The sequence below is a fragment of the Bradyrhizobium sp. USDA 4504 genome (assembly GCF_054063995.1).
Genome location: NZ_JBSSGV010000001.1, coordinates 5,106,181 through 5,122,424, shown reverse-complemented (window position 1 = coordinate 5,122,424; position 16,244 = coordinate 5,106,181). Strand labels below are relative to the sequence as shown.

Sequence of the window (16,244 nt, the reverse complement as noted above, 5' to 3'; positions counted from 1 at the left end):
GATGTCTTGGCATCGCGACACGCCCGCGATAATCCTTTGGTCGAGTTGGGGCGGTGGTTCATGAAAGACGCTGATCAGCCGATACGAATGAAGCGGGCCGGATTTGCCGGCGCGCTTGCTGTGCTCATGCTGTCGTTGCCGTCGGCCATGCCGGCCCGCGCGGCCGAGCTCAGCTCCGGCATCCTGCAGCTCTACACCTCGGTCTCGATCTATCCGCCGTCGGCGACGGGGATGACCGTCTGTTACGGCTTCGTCTGCCGGCGTCGCGAGATGCTCGACTTCAGCGCAGCCGACCGGGCGGCTCTGGCCAAGATCATGGCCACGGGCCGCGCCAATGCCGCCGCCGAACGCGCGGCCGTGCAAAAGGCCGTGATCTGGTTCGACCGGCGCATGGGGCCGATCCTCGGCACCGACAAGCGCGTGGCGAAAGCGGATTTCCGCGCCAACGACGACAAACACAATTATGATTGCTGGGACACGACGCGGAACACGACCAGCCTGATGCTGGTGATGCAGGCGTGGAACCTGTTCAGGTTTCATGACGTTGGGGATCCCCACTACCGCGGATTTTCGTTGGTGCAAACGCCGCACAACACCGCCGTTCTCGTCGAGCGCGCGACCAAGGTGGAATGGGCGGTCGATCTCTGGCCCCGCGGCTATCTGCAACCGCCTGATGTCATGACCGTCGCCAAATGGGTGACGGAAGATTGAACGGCTGAGCGTCGCAGCTGCGCGTTCCGCGCTGTTCCATCCTCATTGATCGCAGGGATAGCGTTCCGCGCGACGCTGGGAACCGAATGCCAGGATTCGAACAATAGCTTCGCACGATATGGTTCCAAAAAATACGTTCAGGGCCGATCACCATAAGAACCAAGTGACGCGTTAACACCGGCAGCATTCGGTCAACCCGAGGCTACCATATGCGTTCACGTTCGATCTGCATTGATGCCGCCACCCGCGGCGTTCGTTTCCCACAGCTGCTGGCGCTTGCGCTGCTACTTTGGCCCGTGCTCGCCGGTCCGGCCCGCGCGGGCGATGTCGAGGATTGCAGCGGGCCGCCGACGGACAAGGCCGAGGCGGCGTGCTCGGGCATCATCAACGATACCGCACGCTCCACGGAGGACCGCACCAAGGCCTTCACCGGCCGCTCGCGATTTGGCATCGCGCGCGGCAAGATCGATCAGGCCCTCAGCGATGCCGATGCAGCGGTGCAGCTGAATGGACAATTCGTGCCGGCGCTGATCGCGCGCGGCTATGTCCAGCAACGCAAGGGCAGCTTGGATCAGGCCCGCGCCGATTTCGATCGCGCGATCGAGCTCGAGCCGAAGAACCCGTTCGGCTTCCTGGCGCGCGGCAATCTGCGCGCCGACCAGCACGCCTGGAGCGATGCGATCTCGGATTACGACCAGGCGATCACGTTGCGGCAGGATCTTCCCGCTGCCCGTGTCGGGCGCGCGCGGGCCTATGTCGAAACCGGACAGCCCGATGCGGCGGTGGCCGACGCCAACACCGCGATTGCCGTCAACGCCGGCACGCCGAATGCATTCTACTGGCGGGGTCAGGCCCATCGCCGCAAGGGCGACATGGATAAAGCGATCGAGGATTTCTCGCGTGCGATCGCGCAGGCGCCGCAGGCCGAGCGCAACGCCTATTTCGCCCGTGCCCAGCTCTACAGCGCCAAGGGTGACTATGCCCGCGCGATTGCCGACTTCGACCGGTTGTTGGCGGTGCTTCCCGACAACAAGGAGATACAGCAGCAGCGCCAGCAGGCGGTCACGATGCAGGCCGAACTCGCCAAGGCAGCAGGCGGCGCCGCGCCGCCGCAGGCCGCACCGGCTCCAGGCGCGCCGCCGGCGCGGCCAGCCGGGCCGGCGGCGGGTAACCAGCAGGTCGAGCAGGCCAAGCAGCTCGTCGCACAGGGCAACTACGCGGGCGCCGTTGCCAATCTCACCCAGGTGCTGGGCGGCGATCCCCGCAACGAGGCTGCGCTGCGCCTGCGTGCACTGGCCTATTCAAAGCTCGGCCGGTCGGCGGACGCGCGCAACGATCTAAATGCCCTGCTCAAGGTCAAGCCGGACGATCCGCAGCTGCTGGCGGCCCGCGCGCTCAATGCCGCCGGCACGCGGCAGTTCGATCAAGCGATGGCCGACGCCGGCCGTGCCATCACGCTCGATCAGAACAATTCGTTGGCTTATCTGGCGCGTGGCCTCGTCAAGGCCGGCACCGGCAAGGTGCAGGACGCGCTCGCCGACTACGATCATTCGATCTCGCTCAATCCCAAGGAGACGCTCGCTTTCACCGAACGTGGGCTCGCCCATATCGGCCTCAATCAGCTCGACAAGGCGCTGCTGGATTTCGATCAGGCCCTGGCGCTGGTGCCGACCAATCTGATCGCCAAATCGTGGCGCGGCCTCGCGTTGATGCTCAAGGGCCGCGCAGATGAGGGACTGGTCGATATCGACGCTGTGCTGGAGCGAAGCCCGAACAATCCGACGGCACAGCTCGGCCGCGGGCTCGCGATGCTGACTTCCTCCCAGTACGACCGCGCCATCGCCGCCTTCGACCAGATCATCACGCGGGCGCCCAACGATGCCTTCCCGCATGTGCTGCGCGCCCGGGCCTATCTCGGGCTGAAGAAGCCGGACAACGCGATGAAGGATCTCAACTTCATCCTCTCTGCGCGGCCCGATTATCAGCCGGCGCTGACATTGCGCGGCATCACCTGGTCGGCGTTGCGCAACTACGACAAGGCGGTCGAGGATCTCGACCGGGCGATCGCGCAGAAGGAGACGGTTGAGGGCCTGTTCGCCCGCGCCAAGGCGCATGAGGCGCTCAACCATGTCGACAAGGCGACCGAGGACTTCCGCAAGGCCACGCAGCTCACCCCGTCAAGCGTGTTCGACGTGCTGGCGCAGGCCGAGTCGAAGCGCAAGGTTCAGCAGCTGTCGAAGCGGGTGCCGTGCGGCAACGGCCAGAGCGGCACGTGCCTGTGATGCTGCAATGCGCAGCCGCGCGCTTCCCGGCGCAAAAGGCAGTCGTCGGCGCGCGAGCGGTGGCCGCCGAAATAGTTCAACGCCATATAGTTCAACGCCATGGCGCGCGGGCATCGTGCCCGCCCCGCCGAACGTCACGTTGTCTGGTGTGTGGATCGGCCCCCACTCCCGGATGGCGTCCGAGAGTGCGCCGCCGGATCTGGCGCTGTGACGCTAGACCTTGAGATTTTCGGCTGACGTCTTGCCGCGATTTGCAATCTCTTCGTATTCAACCGACTGACCTTCGTTGAGGGTCTGAAGGCCAGCCTTCTGAACTGCTGAAATATGAACGAAAATGTCCTTGCCGCCCGATGCGGGCTGGATGAATCCATAACCCTTGGTCGGGTTGAACCACTTCACTGTACCTTTGGGCATTCCAGTCGTCTCCGCGGAATCAATCGAAAACAGACCAGTCGGTCCCCGCAAAAACCGGCTTGTCCGCAACGACAGGATAGCAGTTTGAAAAAAGCTGGGTAGATCAAACGACGGTGTGTTTTTGACCGGAAACAACCCGCTTTGCGGGGGTTTTACGCCGGATTGCCCGTTTCGTGGTCAATTGATGCGCTGCAAAAACGGATCGGTTCCGGTGTACCGAACTGGATCGATCGTCCCGCGCGCTGCCTTTTCGGCCGGCGCGCGGGGATCGACCGGCGGCGTCTCAATAGGTCGCGGAGAGGTATTCGACGATCTTGCCGACGTCGGCTTCGTCGATCGGCGCACCGTAGACCTTGATCATCTTGGTCACCTCGGCTTGCCAAAAATCCTTCTTGAACTTCTCGCCCTGCGGTTGGTTCTTGATGTAGTCGGCCGAGTGGCAGGCGGTGCAGTTGTTTTGCACCACCTCGAGGTTGGGACCTGGCTTGAAGGCCGCGGTTTCCTCGGGGACCGTGTAGTTCACGGGCGCGGCGATGGCGGCGCCGATCGACAGCGCGGCGATCGCGGCGAGGGATGGAAGCAGCTTGCTGGTCATGATGCTTCTCCTCACGCTGCGGTGACGCGCACGGTTTCGACGACGTTGCGCAGATAGCCGGCCGGATTCCACAACGGATCCATCGGCTGGGTGTCGCCGGCATTGTTGGTGGCGCGCACCTTCAGCTCTGCGGGACCGGCCGCGAGCTTCACCGGCAACTTCCATTCGCGGAAGGCGTATTTGCCGAGGTCCTTGCCGAGCTTGGCCGGCGTCCAGCTCTTGCCGCCGTCGGTCGAGACCATCACCTCCTTGATGCCTTTACCGCCGTCGAAGGCAATGCCGCGCAGCATGGTGCGGCCGGCCTTCAGCTTGGCGCCGTCGGCAACGCTGGTGATGAACGAGCGCACCGTGAAGCGATTGATCGGGATCGTCGCCTTCGGTGCGGTGCCGGGCTCGACCGCATTGTTCGGCGTATCCGGTATCCGGTAGGCGGACTTCATCCAGAAGCCCTCGAACACGTTGTCGATCACGGTGATCTCGTTGAGGTGCTTCACCCAATAGGTGCCGTAATAGCCGGGCACCACGAGGCGGAGCGGGAAGCCGTTGAGGAAGGGCAGGTCCTCGCCGTTCATGCCCCAGGCCAGCATCACCTCGCCGTCGCGTGCGTGGTCGATGTCGAGTGCCTTGACGAAATCCGGCGTCTTGTCGCTGACCGGACCATCCATGCCGTTGAAGGTGACCTGCTTGGCTCCGGCCTGCGCGCCGGCCATGTCGAGCACGGTCTTCAGCGGCACGCCGTGCCAGCGCGCGCAGCCCATCGCGCCGTTGCCGAGCTGGCCGCCGGCGACGCGCGGACTGAAGAAGCCGCGGCTGTTGCCGGAGCACTGGTTGACGGCAACGATATCGGTCGCCTTCAGCTTCCTGATGTCCTTCAGCGACAGCTTCAGCGGCTTGTCGACCTTGCCCTTGACCTCCAGCGTGAACTTGTCCGGATCGAGATTGTAGGGGAGGTCTGCCAGATGATAGCGCACGAAGAACGCATTGCTCGGCGTGATCGGGCCGTCGTTGAAGACCGCAAACGGCGTTTCCAGCTGCGGCGGGCGGGCGGTCAGGCCGATCATCGGGCGCTTTTGCGGGTAGCGCACCAGCGGGCGCTCGCCATTGCCAAAGGGCAGCGTCACGGTGTCGAGGGCGAATGCACCCCTTGATCCCAGCCCCGTCACCAAAGCGGCCAATCCGGCGCGCTTCATCAAGTCTCGTCGATCGAGCATTCCGCTTCCTCCGAAGCCGTTCTGTCGTGAGCCGGTCATCACCAGGCCCAGATTGCCTTGCGCGCCTTCGCATCGCGGAATGCGCGCTGTCCAAATGTCGCACCGGGGAACGGCAAGTCAATTGAGCTTTCGCAGCGTTGCGTCGCAACAACGAAAAGCCCCGGTCGCGTGGACGAACGGGGCGTTTCCATCCAAGTAGAACGTTCGATCAGTAGCAGACGTTCACGGTGCGATAGCGATAGCCATAGGGCGTCAGCACCAGGCGGGTGGCGTAGCAGCCGGAGTCGACGAAGCCGACGGCAATGCCCGGGCCACCCCAGAAGTGATGGTGATGCGGATGCCAGAAGAACGGCTTGGCGGAAGCTGCGGTCGGCGCCAGCGCGGCGGCGCCGAGGGTTGCGGCAGTGGCGAGAGCGAGCGTGACTTTGCGAAACATGGTCTTCTCCTTCAGGTGCGCGTTGAGCTCTGTCGCGGCGCGGTTGCAGTGTTACCCATCGCCAGTCAGTCGCATCCGGCACCGGGCACGTTCGAGCATCTCTGCTGAACGCACCGGCGGGTGTGCGGCAGGTCACATTGGGCTGAAGCGGAGATGAACCGGTCAGGCCGCGACGGCACGCCGGTCGTCGACCAGCGTCGACAGGAGCTGCGTCTTTTCGACCGTGCGCACGGTCATCGGCTCGTTGCGGCCGCGGATCGCGACCTCCTGCGCCGGCAGGGCATCGTCGGCCAGCCCGGCGGTGATGCGCACCTCGTCCGAGATGATCGCCTCGCAGGCCAGCGCCTTGGTCATGTCCTGCAGCCGTGCCGCGACGTTGACGGCATCGCCGAGCGCCGTGAACACCATGTGGTCGCGATAGCCGATATCGCCGACGATCACCTCGCCGCCATGGATGCCGATGCCGAAGCGGATCGGCTCGCGCAGATCGTGGCTCAGGAATTGATTCAGCTCGTCGATATGGGTTGCGATCAGCGCCGCCGCGCGCAACGCCTGGCGGCAGGCCACCTGCCGGTCGGTGGCAAGCCCGAACAGCGCCAGCATGCCGTCGCCGATGAACTGGTTGGGCCGCCCGCCGGCCTCCAGCACCGCCTGCGACACCGCGCCGAGGAAGCGGTTGACGATGAACACGGTGTCGAACGGCAGCCGCTTCTCGGCAAGCTGCGTCGAGCCGCGCATGTCGACGAACATGCTGACCAGATAGCGCTCCTGGCCGACCCGTGCCGGATTGGCGGCGTGCGCGTTGGCCGATGTCGTGCTCGGCAGGAACAGCTGGAAGAAATTCAGGTCGGCGGTCGGCCGCAACTGGCAGGCCAGCCGGATCGACGGATCGTCATTGCCGACCCGGTGCAGCACGAAGGCTTCGCGCGGCGAGGGCTCGGGCAATCCGGCGTGGTCGCCGATGATACGGATGCGGCAGGTCGAGCAGCGTGCGCGGCCGCCGCAGACGCTCGCATGCGGCACGTTGTAGCGCAGGCTTGCTTCCAGCACGCTCAATCCCTTCGGTACCCGCAGCGTGCGGCCGTTGCCGTAGGACAGCGCGATCATGCCGCCGCGGCGCTCCAGCAGGGCCCGCGCGCCGCGCGCCAGCAGCACGAGGCCGAGCAGGCCGAGATAGCCGATGGTCAGGCCGTCGGTGATCTTCTCGAGCGTGCTCCCCTGCGCCGCCGTGCCGAGCTTCTGCACCGAGAGCTCCTCGCGCCGCCAGTCGGGGTCTTGATAATCCGCGACCGTGGCGCGGCCGCCCTGGTAGATGCCGAGCATCGCCAGGGTCGGGATCAGCACGGCTCCGGCGAGCAGGAACGGCGCGGCGCGCTTGAAGAACGGACGCAGCCGCAGCCAGAAATACAGGCCGATGCAGCCATGCACCCAGGCGATCACCAGCACCGCCAGCATCTGCCACAGCCGGTTCGGCGAGGCGATGAAGAAGGTGTACAGCTCCTGGGGGTAGAGCTTCTCGTGCCCGTACAGGGTCTGGCCGAGCCGTACGCCGACGACGTGGGCGACGATCAGCATCGGGATGCTGAGGCCGAGCGTCAGCTGCAGCGGCTCGATCGCCTTCCAGTGGAACTCGCGGCGCTGATAGAGTGCCCAGATGCCGAGCCCGGTATGCACCAGGCAGGCGCTGTAGAACACGATCGCGACCGGCAGGAACTGCCAGAACTCGGTGTGGTAGTAGACCCCGATCGCCAGCGCCTGCGTCGAGATATTGCCGAGCGCGTGGTTGAGGAAATGGCTGGTCAGGTAGGCGAACATGATCGCCCCCGTGACGATGCGGACCTGCCGCAGGCCGATACCGCGGGCCATGTCCTGCAAGTGCTCGCGCGAGGGGGAGGCCATGTGATTCATGATCGGCAAGTCTAGTGGTTAATTCCCGCGCTGAACACCACCGCGGGTCCGGACCAGCCGTGAGAGCGGGCCGCGCGGCACGTTGACACTCCGTTAAGAGTCGAACAAAAAGCGCGCCGTGACGATAGCCCAAGCCGAACCTGGAGCCGATAACAACAGCGTTAAGCCGGCCCGTTCGCGCGCGCCGGACTGGCGGGGCGTCATCGCCGTGATCGTTGCCATGACCGCGATGCGGTTGGTCTACGCCCATGCGCTCGATCTGCGCACCGACGAGGCCTATTACTGGACCTGGTCGAAGGAAAACGTGCTGTCGTTCCTCGACCATCCCCCGATGGTCGCCTGGTTCATCCGCTTCGGCACCGCGATCCTCGGCGACACCAATCTCGGCGTCCGCCTCGGCGGCATCGTCGCGATGCCGGCCACCCAGCTCCTGCTCGCCGACATCGTCCGCCGCGTGACGGCCAACAACGTCCGCGCCGTGATGCTGGCGCTGCTGCTGCCGGAGGCGGCGCTGTATTACGGCCTCTTGATGGCAAAGGTCGCGCCGGATACGGCGCTGATCCCGTTTTCGGTGGCGATGCTGTGGTCGCTGGTGCGGCTTGCGCAAAGCGGTGACGGGCGCTGGTGGCTCGCCGCGGGGCTGTTTGCCGGGCTGGCGCTGCTGTCGAAATTCACCGCGATCATGTTCGCGCCGGCGGTGCTCGCCTTTGCGCTGGTGCCGGATTGGCGCTGGCGCTGGCTGCGCAGCCCGTATCCGTATCTTGCCGCGCTGATCGCGATCGTTGTGTTCTCGCCGGTGCTGATCTGGAATGCCGAGCACGACTGGGCCTCGTTCCGCTTCCAGGCGGTGCGCGCCACCGCCGAGCGCGCCTTCACGCTGCGCACCGTCGGCGAATTCGTCGGCATGCAGTTCGGCCTGGTCGGCTTCGTGCTGCTGCCGGTGACGCTGTTCGGCACCGCGCTGACGGCATGGCGCGGCTATCGCAAGCGCGAGCCGGTTGCGATCCTGCTGGCGACCGCGGTCTTGGCGCCGTCCATCTACTTCCTCTGGAAGTCCTTGACGCTGCGGGTCGGCGACACCTGGCCGATGTTTTTGTGGCCAGCCGGATTTGCGGCGGTCGCGATCAACGTCACGCGGATGCCGTTCGAGGGCTGGTCGGTCGGGCTCGTCAAATCGACGGTGTATTGGGCGCGGACCGCGATCACATCAGGCATCGTGTTCGTCGTCTGCGTCTTCCTCTACTACATGTTCGCGCCGTGGAATCTGATCGGCCGCACCGATCCGATCGGCACCGAGGCGGGCTACGATGTGGTGGCTGCGCGCACGCTGGCGCAGGTTGAGGCGACCGGCGCGACCTGGGTCGCGACCACGGATTATCGCACCTATGCGATGCTGCGCTGGTTGCTGCGCGGGAAGGTGACGGTCATCGAAATCAACGAACGCGGCCGCTTCCAGGGCTTTGCCGATCCCGGCATGAGCAAGATCCGCGATCACGCCGGCATTTATGTCGGGCGCGAGCCCGAGAACAATCTGCCGCTGTGGAGCGAGACATCAGCGGTGCGCCAGCCGCTGGAGCGCGTGACGCGCAGCTGGCGCGGCATGGTGATGGACACCTATGCGCTGGAGAAGATCAGCGGCTGGACCCCCGATCTGTCGCCGCCGCCGGACACCACCTTCTTCCGCTGGCGCGTGCTGGCCTCCTCCTTCTCCCCGCTTGCGGGGACGAGACGATCAGAGCTCGCTCTGCGAAGGTCGGGATGAGGGGGAGTCTCCACGGGGACGGCGAGAGTTGGTCTCGCGGAGACTCCCCCTCACCCGAAATTTGCGCTTCGCGAAAATTCCGGCCTCTCCCCGCAAGCGGGGCGAGGCAAGCACCTCATTCCTCTTCCTCGCGCTTGCGGATCAGGTCTTTCGCGAGATCGGTCAGCGCCGGGCGCGGCAGGGCGTTGAAGGGAAGCGGGCGGGTGACATCGATCGCGGCGAGGCCGAGCCGGGCGGTCAACAGGCCGTTGAGCATGCCTTCGCCGAGGCGTTGTGACAGTTTTGCAGCGATGCCGTGACCGAGCATCTGCTGGATCAGGCTGTCGCTGGCCGCCATGCCGCCGGTGATCGCGAGATGCGCGATGACGTGGCGCAGCAGGCGGATCATGCCGAGCGCGCCGGGCCGGCCGCCATAGAGCCGCGCCAGCTGCCGGATCATCCGCAAGCTCGCCACGAACACGAACAGCACGTCGAACAGCGCGCGCGGGCTGACCGCGGTGACGACCGAGACGCGCTGCGCGGCGGTCGATACGAGCCGTCGCGCTTCCTCATCGAGCGGTGTCATCAGCTCGCGCTCGGCGAGGCGGATCATGTCGGCGCCGTCGATGATGTCGTCGGTGTGGCTCTGCAGCGCGCTGCGGGCGCGAGCGAGCTGCGGGGTCTGGTGCGCGAGCTTGAGCAAATCGGCAACGATCGCGCGGCTCGCTGCCCGGTCGTCGCTGATCAGCACCTCGGCGGCGCGCAGATGCAGCTTCTCGATCGTCGCAAGCCTTGCCAGGCCGACGAGCTCGCGCGTGGTCACGACGGCGAGCGCAACCGCGGCGATGACGGCGAGTCCCAGCCCGAGGACGCCGAGGCCTTCATTGCGTGCGAACAGGTCCTCGACCAGGTTGAGGACGCCAAGCCCGGTGCCGAGCACCACGAGGCCCGCGACCGCGCTCCAGAACAGCGTGCCCCAGCGGAAGCCGCGGCGCGCCGGCACCAGCGGCGTATCGACCGGGACCGGGAGCTGCGCGGGCTCGGCCTCGGGCACGATCTGGATCGTGCCGCGGGTGAGGCGGCTGCCGTCATCCGGATCCATCACGACCACGCCGGGATCGTCGAGCTTGAACGTCGCCGGCCGCCGCGGGGGCGTCTTCTCGTTCATTGCAGTTTGTCTCCGATCAGGAACTGGAGGGCGCGGTCAAGGCGGATGTGAGGCAGCACCGGCTCTGCATCGCCGTTTCGTTCCAGCTTTGGCGGACGGAAGCGCAGGAAGCGGTAGTCTACGGCCTCGGTGTCCGAGCTTGAGAGGCCGCGGAAACCGCCGTTGAACAGCTCCTCCGGATTATCGGGCAGGTCGCCCGGAAAGGTCGCAACTTCCGTCTCGCCGTCGAGCCGCTCGCCATTGGCGACCTCGCCCGGCGCCGGCGTGCCGAGGATCGACGGCAGCCGGTCGCGCCCGCGCTGGACCTGCGCCTCGCGCGTGGCGCGCACCGCGGCGAGCGCGACGACGTCGATATCGGCGCCGGCATATTCGGCGCGCTCGGCGGCCTTGGCCACGATCCGCCGCAGCACGGCCTCCAGCCGGTCGTGGCTCTGGTGGTGCAGATGGTCGGCCTTGGTGGCCGCGAACAGGATGCGGTCGATGCGCGGCCGGAACAGCGCGCTCAGGATCGTGCTGCGGCCGATCCGGAAGCAGTCGAGAATGCCGGCGAGTGCGGCCTCGAGATCGTGCAGCGCCTCGGGGCCGGCATTGAATGCGGCGAGCGCATCGGCCAGCACGATCTGGCGGTCGAGCCGCGCGAAATGGTCGCGGAAGAACGGCCGCACCACGACGTCCTTGTAGGCTTCAAAGCGCCGCCGCATCATCGCCCATAGCGAGCCGTCACCCGCGCGGCCGCCTGCGGGCACGTCGAGCGGCGCAAAGGTGAGTGCCGGCGTGTCGGCGAGATTGCCGGGCATCAGGAAGCGGCCGGGCGGCAACAGGCTCATCGCGAAGCGCTCGTCGCGGCAGGCGCGCAGATAGTCGGTGAACAGGCGTGCTTCGGTGAGCGCGGCCTGCTCGTCCTCTTTGGCTTCGGGCTTCAGCGTCGCGAGATGCGCGTGCCAGGACGCCGCGAGTTTTGCGCGCAGCGGCTCGCGCGACAGCGCAAGGCTCTCCGCCGACCATTGCTCGTAGCTCTTGTTGAGCAGCGGCAGGTCGAGCAGCCACTCGCCGGGATAGTCGACGATATCGAGGGTCAGCGTGCGGTCCGCGCCATTTTGCCGCTGATACTCGATCACGAGACGGAGCTCGGAGATGTCGGTGGTCGAGCTCGGCCAGCGTCGCTCCTCGACCAATGTCCGGACATGGTTCTCATAGGCGAAGCGCGGCACCGCATCGTCGGGCTGCGGGGCGAGATAGGCGCGCGCGATCCGCCCCGAGGCATAGGCCTCGAACACCGGGAAGCGGCCGCCGCGGGTCAGGCCGTGCACCAGCGCGGTGATGAACACGGTCTTGCCGGCGCGCGACAGGCCGGTGACGCCGAGCCGCACCGTCGGGTTGAAGAAGCCCTCGCCATAGTCGAGCAGCGCCCGCGCCGAGAGACGGGCTTCCTCGACGATATCAGTGAAGCTGGGGGCCATGGAGGGTTAACGAAAACCCGGCAGGAGGGACCAAAAGGGGCGGGCGATCACCCGCAAGGTGGCGATTATCGGGCCAAAATCAAGCTTCACATTTCCGGCGCCTTTGCAGGCGAGGGGTTGTCGGGGGGCAGGGGAATTGAATGCGTCAGACCACCCGCGCTACCCATCGTCCATCGGCCCACGGGAAAGCCTGCATGACGGTCTTCCGCCTGAAGCAACTTGCCTCGACCTCGATCCACGCGGCCGGCGCCGCGCTGTGGAACTACGACCGTGCCGAGCTGATCGCCGACGGCGTCGTCCATCTCGTCGGCGTCGCTTTCGGGCTGGTCGCCGCCACCGCGCTGATCGTGCTGACCGCGGTCTATGCCGGCCCGTTCGACATCGCCGTGGTGTCGGTCTATGTCGCCGGCCTGCTCGCGATGCTGGTGTTGTCGGCGACCTATAATCTGTGGCCGGTGTCGCGCGCCAAATGGGTGCTGCGGCGCTTCGATCATTCCGCGATCTATCTGCTGATCGCCGCGACTTACACGCCGTTCATCGTGGAACTGAAGGACAGCACCTTCGCGATCGCGCTGCTGGTCGGGGTGTGGTGCGTGGCGATCGTCGGGATCTGGCTCAAGCTGCGCTATCCCGGCCGCTTCGACCGACTCTCGATCGGGCTTTATCTCGCGATGGGCTGGAGCGGCATCATGCTCTACGACCGCGTCGTGAAGGCACTGCCGGCGATGGCGCTCGGCTTCGTGCTGGCCGGCGGCATCCTCTACAGCCTGGGCGTGATCTTCCACTCCTGGCGGCGGCTGCGCTTCCAGAACGCGATCTGGCACTGCTTCGTGCTGCTCGGGGCCGCCTGCCACTACACGGCCGTGTTCGACGTCGTGTTGGCGAGCTGAGCGGTCCGCCAGCGTTACGCACAGGGCCGGGCCGGCCTCGCGAAAAGATCATGCATCGGCAAAAGATGGGATATCATGATCCCTCTGTTTGAACATGAGACCGGCTCTCCGGATCATGCGCTGAAATCAAGATATCGGGAGGATGGCCATGCAGGTGGCAGGTAAGGTTGTGGTGGTCACCGGCGGTGGCAATGGCATCGGCAAGGCGCTGTGCGAGGCGTTCCATGCCGCGGGCGCATCGAAGGTCGTGGTCGTCGACCTCGATCATGGCGCGGCCGAGAAGGTCGCGGCCACGGTCGGTGGTGCCGCCTTCAAATGCGACGTCGGGCAGGAGAAGAACATCCTGCATGTGATCGACGAGACCGAGCGCATGTTCGGCCCGATCGCGCTGTTCTGCTCCAATGCCGGCATCGGCGGCGGCTTCGATCCGCTGTCGGTGAACGCCGGCGGCACCTCGGACGAGCCGTGGTCGCGGAGCTGGGCGATCCATGTGATGGCGCATGTCTATGCCGCGCGGCATCTGGTGCCGCGCATGAAGACGCGCGGCGGCGGCTATTTCCTCAACACGATCTCGGCCGCGGGCCTCTTGTCGCAGGTCGGCAGCCCGGCCTATTCGACCACCAAGCACGCCGCGGTCGGCTTTGCGGAAAACCTCGCGATCTCGCACCGCGCCGACAACATCAAGGTCTCGATCCTCTGCCCGCAGGGCGTCGACACCAACATGCTGCGCTCGATCCCGAAGGGCCCGCAATCCGGCGACGGCGATCTTTCCGCCGAGCAGGTGGCGCAGGATGCACTCAAGGGCATCGAGCAGGAGACCTTCCTGATCCTGCCGCATCCGCAGGTGCTCGGCTACATGCGCAAGAAGACCGAGAATTACGACCGCTGGATCGGCGGCATGGCCAAGATCCAGGCCAAGATGCGGGAAGCGCACGGGAAGTGAGACCTGTAGCCCGGATGGTGCGAAACGTAATCCGGGTCGAACGTGCGCGCGTGAATCCCGGATTTCGCTGCGCTTCATCCGAGCTACGATATCGGCCGCGCAACTGAGGCGCCTCACTCCTTTGCGATCTGTGCGATCCTGTCGCGCAGATAGGCATCCATCAAATCGGGTGCCGAGGCGCCGAACATCCTGATGCGGCCGGTGTGCAATAGCAGCAGGAGGCCGGTCGCATGCGCGAAGCAGTCCACCATCACCGTGTTCGCCTTCGACCTGGAGGCGCCGAGCGCCTCTGCGGCTTCGGCGATCGGATGCAGCGCCGCCTCCAGCGCGGCGTTCAGCGCGTGATCGCGGTCATGGCCGAGCCCGGCCGGCTTCATGCCGCCGCGGAACAAGTAGAAGCCGAGATCGAGGTCGCGCGGGTTCTCCGCGTAATAGCGGAAGAAGCCCATGCCTGCTGCGTGCAGCTTCTGCTTGGCGCCGCGCGTCGTCGCGACCGCCGCACTGACGGCTTCGCCGAGCGAGGCCAGCGATTGCCGCAGCACCTCGGCGTAGATCGCCTCCTTGGAATCGAAATGGAAATACAGCGCCGCCGGCGTGTAGCCGGCCCGCGTCGCGATCGCACGCAGGCTCGCGCCCTCGAGGCCTTCCTCCGCGAACACGCTGCGCGCCGCGTCGAGGATCAGCTCCCGCTTGTGGCGGCTGACCGCTTCCTTCCTGCTCTCGCGCATCTGCATGGCCCGGCAAATCCGTTCTTGACTCAATTCTAACAGCGTTAGATAATTTAACAGTGTTAGAATAAATGAGCAAGGGAGAAGCGCCATGCTGATGACGGCTGCGGACTACCGGGAATCCCTGCGCCGCTACAAACCGCGTGTGTTCATCAACGGCGCGGCCGTTGCGAGCGTCGCGGACGAGCCGTTGCTGGCGCCCGGCGTGGCAGGCGTCGGCGTGACCTATGATTTCGCGCTACAGCCCGAGCATGTGCCGATCATGACGGCGCGGCAGGGTACCTCGGGCAAGACCGTCAACCGCATGCTCCACATCGATCGGAGCTCGCAGGACCTGCTCGACAAGCTCGAGGCGGTGCGGCTGGTGTGCAGGACGTCGGGCTGCGCGCAGCGCTACCTGACCCATGATGCGCTGAACGGTCTCTTTCAGGCGACCAGGCTGACCGACGATCGCCACGGCACCGATTACAGCCAGCGCTTCCTCAACTATCTGCACGAGGTTCAGGACCAGGATCTGACGCTCGGCATCGCCATGACCGATGCGAAGGGCGACCGCTCCAAGCGTCCCGGCCTGCAGGCCAATGCGGACGTCTACGTCCATATCAAGGAGCGCCGGCCCGACGGCATCGTGATCCGCGGCACCAAGGCGATCGTGACCGGCGCGCCTTACATGCACGAATTCCTTGTCATGCCGTGCCGCACCCATGTGCCTGTCGACAAGGATTTTGCCGTCTGTTGCGCCGTGCCGGTCGATGCGCCCGGCGTCACCATCGTCGCGCGTCCGGCCGGCCGGCCCGGCGATGCCGCGGCGAAATTCTCGGCGAAGTACGGTCAGTCGGTCGGCGTCGTGATGTTCGACGACGTGTTCGTGCCGCATGACCGCGTGTTCCTCGCCGGCGAGACCGAGGAGGGCGGCTTCCTCACCACCTCCTACGCGACGCATCACCGGCATTCCTGCATCGGCGCCCGCGCCGGCTTCGGCGATCTCCTTATCGGCGCCGGCGCGCTGATGATCGAGGCCAACGGGCTCGATGCCGAGAAGCATGCGCATATCCGCGAGGCGATGGTCGAGCTGATCACCATCACCGAGAGTTTCTATGCCTGCGGCGTCGCCTCCTCGGTCTACTGCACGAAGGATCCGGCGGGCTCGGTGATGCCGGATGCGGTGTTCTCCAACATCGGCAAGCTGCTGCTGGCGACCAAGATCTACGACATGCACCGCGTCGCGCATTACGTCTCCGGCGGGCTGATCGTCGCGCTGCCGGGTCCCGACGAGGATCACAATCCGGAAACGCGCGCCTCGCTTGCCGCTGTCATGGGCGGACGTCCCGATATCCCGGCCGAGCAGCGCGCCGAGGTGGCGCGGCTGATCGAGGACCTCACCGTCTCGCACGAAGCCGGCTGGTATTCAGTGATCTCGTTGCACGGCGGCGGCTCGCCGGAGGCGATGAAGCGCGAGATCTGGCGCAACTATCCGGTGATGGAGAAGGCCGAGCTGGTCGAGAATTTGCTCGGCCGCGACCTCGTCGACCAGGGACAACGGGTGTCGAAGCAGCCCGGACGCTGCTGCGCCTCCGGCTGCGAGGTGCCGACGCCGTCAGCGGCGCCCATGCTCGGCGATCCAATGCCCTCGTAATAAGGTTGCGAATATATGTCCAGTCGTCATTGCGAGGAGCGGCAGCGACGAAGCAATCCATATCTCCACTTGCCGAAAGATGGATTGCTTCGCTTCGCTCGCAATGACGTGGCGAGATTGC

General features: G+C 65.8%; 14 protein-coding genes. 6 read left to right on the top strand and 8 right to left on the bottom strand.

Going from position 1 to position 16,244, the window contains the following annotated elements:
* Nucleotides 1-87: 87 nt before the first annotated feature.
* Nucleotides 88-711 (top strand): hypothetical protein, encoded by a 624-nt coding sequence (locus tag ACVMB1_RS24115; RefSeq protein ID WP_057019267.1) that lies wholly within the window; start codon nucleotides 88-90, stop codon nucleotides 709-711.
* A gap of 209 nt (nucleotides 712-920) precedes the next feature.
* Nucleotides 921-2,993 carry a tetratricopeptide repeat protein gene (locus ACVMB1_RS24110; protein WP_253589444.1) on the top strand — a complete coding sequence of 691 codons (2,073 nt, stop codon included), beginning with the start codon at nucleotides 921-923 and terminating at the stop codon, nucleotides 2,991-2,993.
* A gap of 213 nt (nucleotides 2,994-3,206) precedes the next feature.
* On the opposite strand, the gene ACVMB1_RS24105 is transcribed toward ACVMB1_RS24110, so the two are convergent.
* The 5 genes from ACVMB1_RS24105 to ACVMB1_RS24085 form a co-directional block, all read right to left on the bottom strand.
* A complete protein-coding gene (locus tag ACVMB1_RS24105; protein WP_057019268.1) occupies nucleotides 3,207-3,407 on the bottom strand; it encodes a cold-shock protein in 201 nt (66 codons plus the stop codon).
* A 283-nt stretch (nucleotides 3,408-3,690) separates the two neighbouring features.
* Nucleotides 3,691-4,002 carry a SorB family sulfite dehydrogenase c-type cytochrome subunit gene (gene sorB, locus ACVMB1_RS24100; RefSeq protein WP_076830727.1) on the bottom strand — a complete coding sequence of 104 codons (312 nt, stop codon included), beginning with the start codon at nucleotides 4,000-4,002 and terminating at the stop codon, nucleotides 3,691-3,693.
* An 11-nt stretch (nucleotides 4,003-4,013) separates the two neighbouring features.
* Nucleotides 4,014-5,213 carry a SorA family sulfite dehydrogenase catalytic subunit gene (gene sorA, locus ACVMB1_RS24095; RefSeq protein WP_456849283.1) on the bottom strand — a complete coding sequence of 400 codons (1,200 nt, stop codon included), beginning with the start codon at nucleotides 5,211-5,213 and terminating at the stop codon, nucleotides 4,014-4,016.
* A gap of 208 nt (nucleotides 5,214-5,421) precedes the next feature.
* Nucleotides 5,422-5,649, bottom strand: a complete 228-nt coding sequence (locus ACVMB1_RS24090; protein WP_028342505.1) for a hypothetical protein — start codon at nucleotides 5,647-5,649, stop codon at nucleotides 5,422-5,424.
* Between the two features lie 162 nt (nucleotides 5,650-5,811).
* Nucleotides 5,812-7,557 carry an adenylate/guanylate cyclase domain-containing protein gene (locus ACVMB1_RS24085; protein WP_371852162.1) on the bottom strand — a complete coding sequence of 582 codons (1,746 nt, stop codon included), beginning with the start codon at nucleotides 7,555-7,557 and terminating at the stop codon, nucleotides 5,812-5,814.
* A 220-nt stretch (nucleotides 7,558-7,777) separates the two neighbouring features.
* On the opposite strand from ACVMB1_RS24085, the gene ACVMB1_RS24080 reads away from it, so the two are divergent.
* Nucleotides 7,778-9,319, top strand: a complete 1,542-nt coding sequence (locus ACVMB1_RS24080) for a glycosyltransferase family 39 protein (RefSeq protein WP_076830730.1) — start codon at nucleotides 7,778-7,780, stop codon at nucleotides 9,317-9,319.
* Nucleotides 9,320-9,434: 115 nt separating this feature from the next.
* On the opposite strand, the gene ACVMB1_RS24075 is transcribed toward ACVMB1_RS24080, so the two are convergent.
* Both ACVMB1_RS24075 and ACVMB1_RS24070 read right to left on the bottom strand, forming a co-directional pair.
* Nucleotides 9,435-10,466, bottom strand: a complete 1,032-nt coding sequence (locus tag ACVMB1_RS24075; RefSeq protein ID WP_057019271.1) for a YcjF family protein — start codon at nucleotides 10,464-10,466, stop codon at nucleotides 9,435-9,437.
* Entirely contained in the window at nucleotides 10,463-11,926 is a 1,464-nt protein-coding gene (locus tag ACVMB1_RS24070; RefSeq protein WP_076830732.1) for a YcjX family GTP-binding protein, read from the bottom strand. The genes ACVMB1_RS24075 and ACVMB1_RS24070 overlap by 4 nt, the downstream gene beginning before the upstream one ends.
* A gap of 194 nt (nucleotides 11,927-12,120) precedes the next feature.
* Here ACVMB1_RS24070 and trhA point away from each other — a divergent pair, with 194 nt between their 5' ends.
* Complete coding sequence (gene trhA / locus ACVMB1_RS24065) at nucleotides 12,121-12,816, top strand: PAQR family membrane homeostasis protein TrhA (RefSeq protein ID WP_057019273.1); 696 nt, start codon at nucleotides 12,121-12,123, stop codon at nucleotides 12,814-12,816.
* 148 nt (nucleotides 12,817-12,964) lie between these two features.
* The gene (locus ACVMB1_RS24060) at nucleotides 12,965-13,759 is read left to right on the top strand and encodes an SDR family oxidoreductase (protein WP_076830800.1); all 795 of its coding nucleotides are present in this window, start codon (nucleotides 12,965-12,967) and stop codon (nucleotides 13,757-13,759) included.
* A 113-nt stretch (nucleotides 13,760-13,872) separates the two neighbouring features.
* Here ACVMB1_RS24060 and ACVMB1_RS24055 read toward each other — a convergent pair whose 3' ends face one another.
* Entirely contained in the window at nucleotides 13,873-14,487 is a 615-nt protein-coding gene (locus tag ACVMB1_RS24055; RefSeq protein WP_229190944.1) for a TetR/AcrR family transcriptional regulator, read from the bottom strand.
* 91 nt (nucleotides 14,488-14,578) lie between these two features.
* On the opposite strand from ACVMB1_RS24055, the gene ACVMB1_RS24050 reads away from it, so the two are divergent.
* A complete protein-coding gene (locus tag ACVMB1_RS24050) occupies nucleotides 14,579-16,123 on the top strand; it encodes a 4-hydroxyphenylacetate 3-hydroxylase family protein (protein WP_057019275.1) in 1,545 nt (514 codons plus the stop codon).
* Nucleotides 16,124-16,244: the final 121 nt, after the last annotated feature.

Coding starts and splice junctions, on each gene's coding strand:
- ACVMB1_RS24115 (WP_057019267.1), top strand. CDS start 88: ATGAAGCGGGCCGGATTTGCCGGCGCGCTTGCTGTGCTCATGCTGTCG.
- ACVMB1_RS24110 (WP_253589444.1), top strand. CDS start 921: ATGCGTTCACGTTCGATCTGCATTGATGCCGCCACCCGCGGCGTTCGT.
- ACVMB1_RS24105 (WP_057019268.1), bottom strand. CDS start 3,407: ATGCCCAAAGGTACAGTGAAGTGGTTCAACCCGACCAAGGGTTATGGA.
- sorB (WP_076830727.1), bottom strand. CDS start 4,002: ATGACCAGCAAGCTGCTTCCATCCCTCGCCGCGATCGCCGCGCTGTCG.
- sorA (WP_456849283.1), bottom strand. CDS start 5,213: ATGCTCGATCGACGAGACTTGATGAAGCGCGCCGGATTGGCCGCTTTG.
- ACVMB1_RS24090 (WP_028342505.1), bottom strand. CDS start 5,649: ATGTTTCGCAAAGTCACGCTCGCTCTCGCCACTGCCGCAACCCTCGGC.
- ACVMB1_RS24085 (WP_371852162.1), bottom strand. CDS start 7,557: ATGAATCACATGGCCTCCCCCTCGCGCGAGCACTTGCAGGACATGGCC.
- ACVMB1_RS24080 (WP_076830730.1), top strand. CDS start 7,778: ATGACCGCGATGCGGTTGGTCTACGCCCATGCGCTCGATCTGCGCACC.
- ACVMB1_RS24075 (WP_057019271.1), bottom strand. CDS start 10,466: ATGAACGAGAAGACGCCCCCGCGGCGGCCGGCGACGTTCAAGCTCGAC.
- ACVMB1_RS24070 (WP_076830732.1), bottom strand. CDS start 11,926: ATGGCCCCCAGCTTCACTGATATCGTCGAGGAAGCCCGTCTCTCGGCG.
- trhA (WP_057019273.1), top strand. CDS start 12,121: ATGACGGTCTTCCGCCTGAAGCAACTTGCCTCGACCTCGATCCACGCG.
- ACVMB1_RS24060 (WP_076830800.1), top strand. CDS start 12,965: ATGCAGGTGGCAGGTAAGGTTGTGGTGGTCACCGGCGGTGGCAATGGC.
- ACVMB1_RS24055 (WP_229190944.1), bottom strand. CDS start 14,487: ATGCGCGAGAGCAGGAAGGAAGCGGTCAGCCGCCACAAGCGGGAGCTG.
- ACVMB1_RS24050 (WP_057019275.1), top strand. CDS start 14,579: ATGCTGATGACGGCTGCGGACTACCGGGAATCCCTGCGCCGCTACAAA.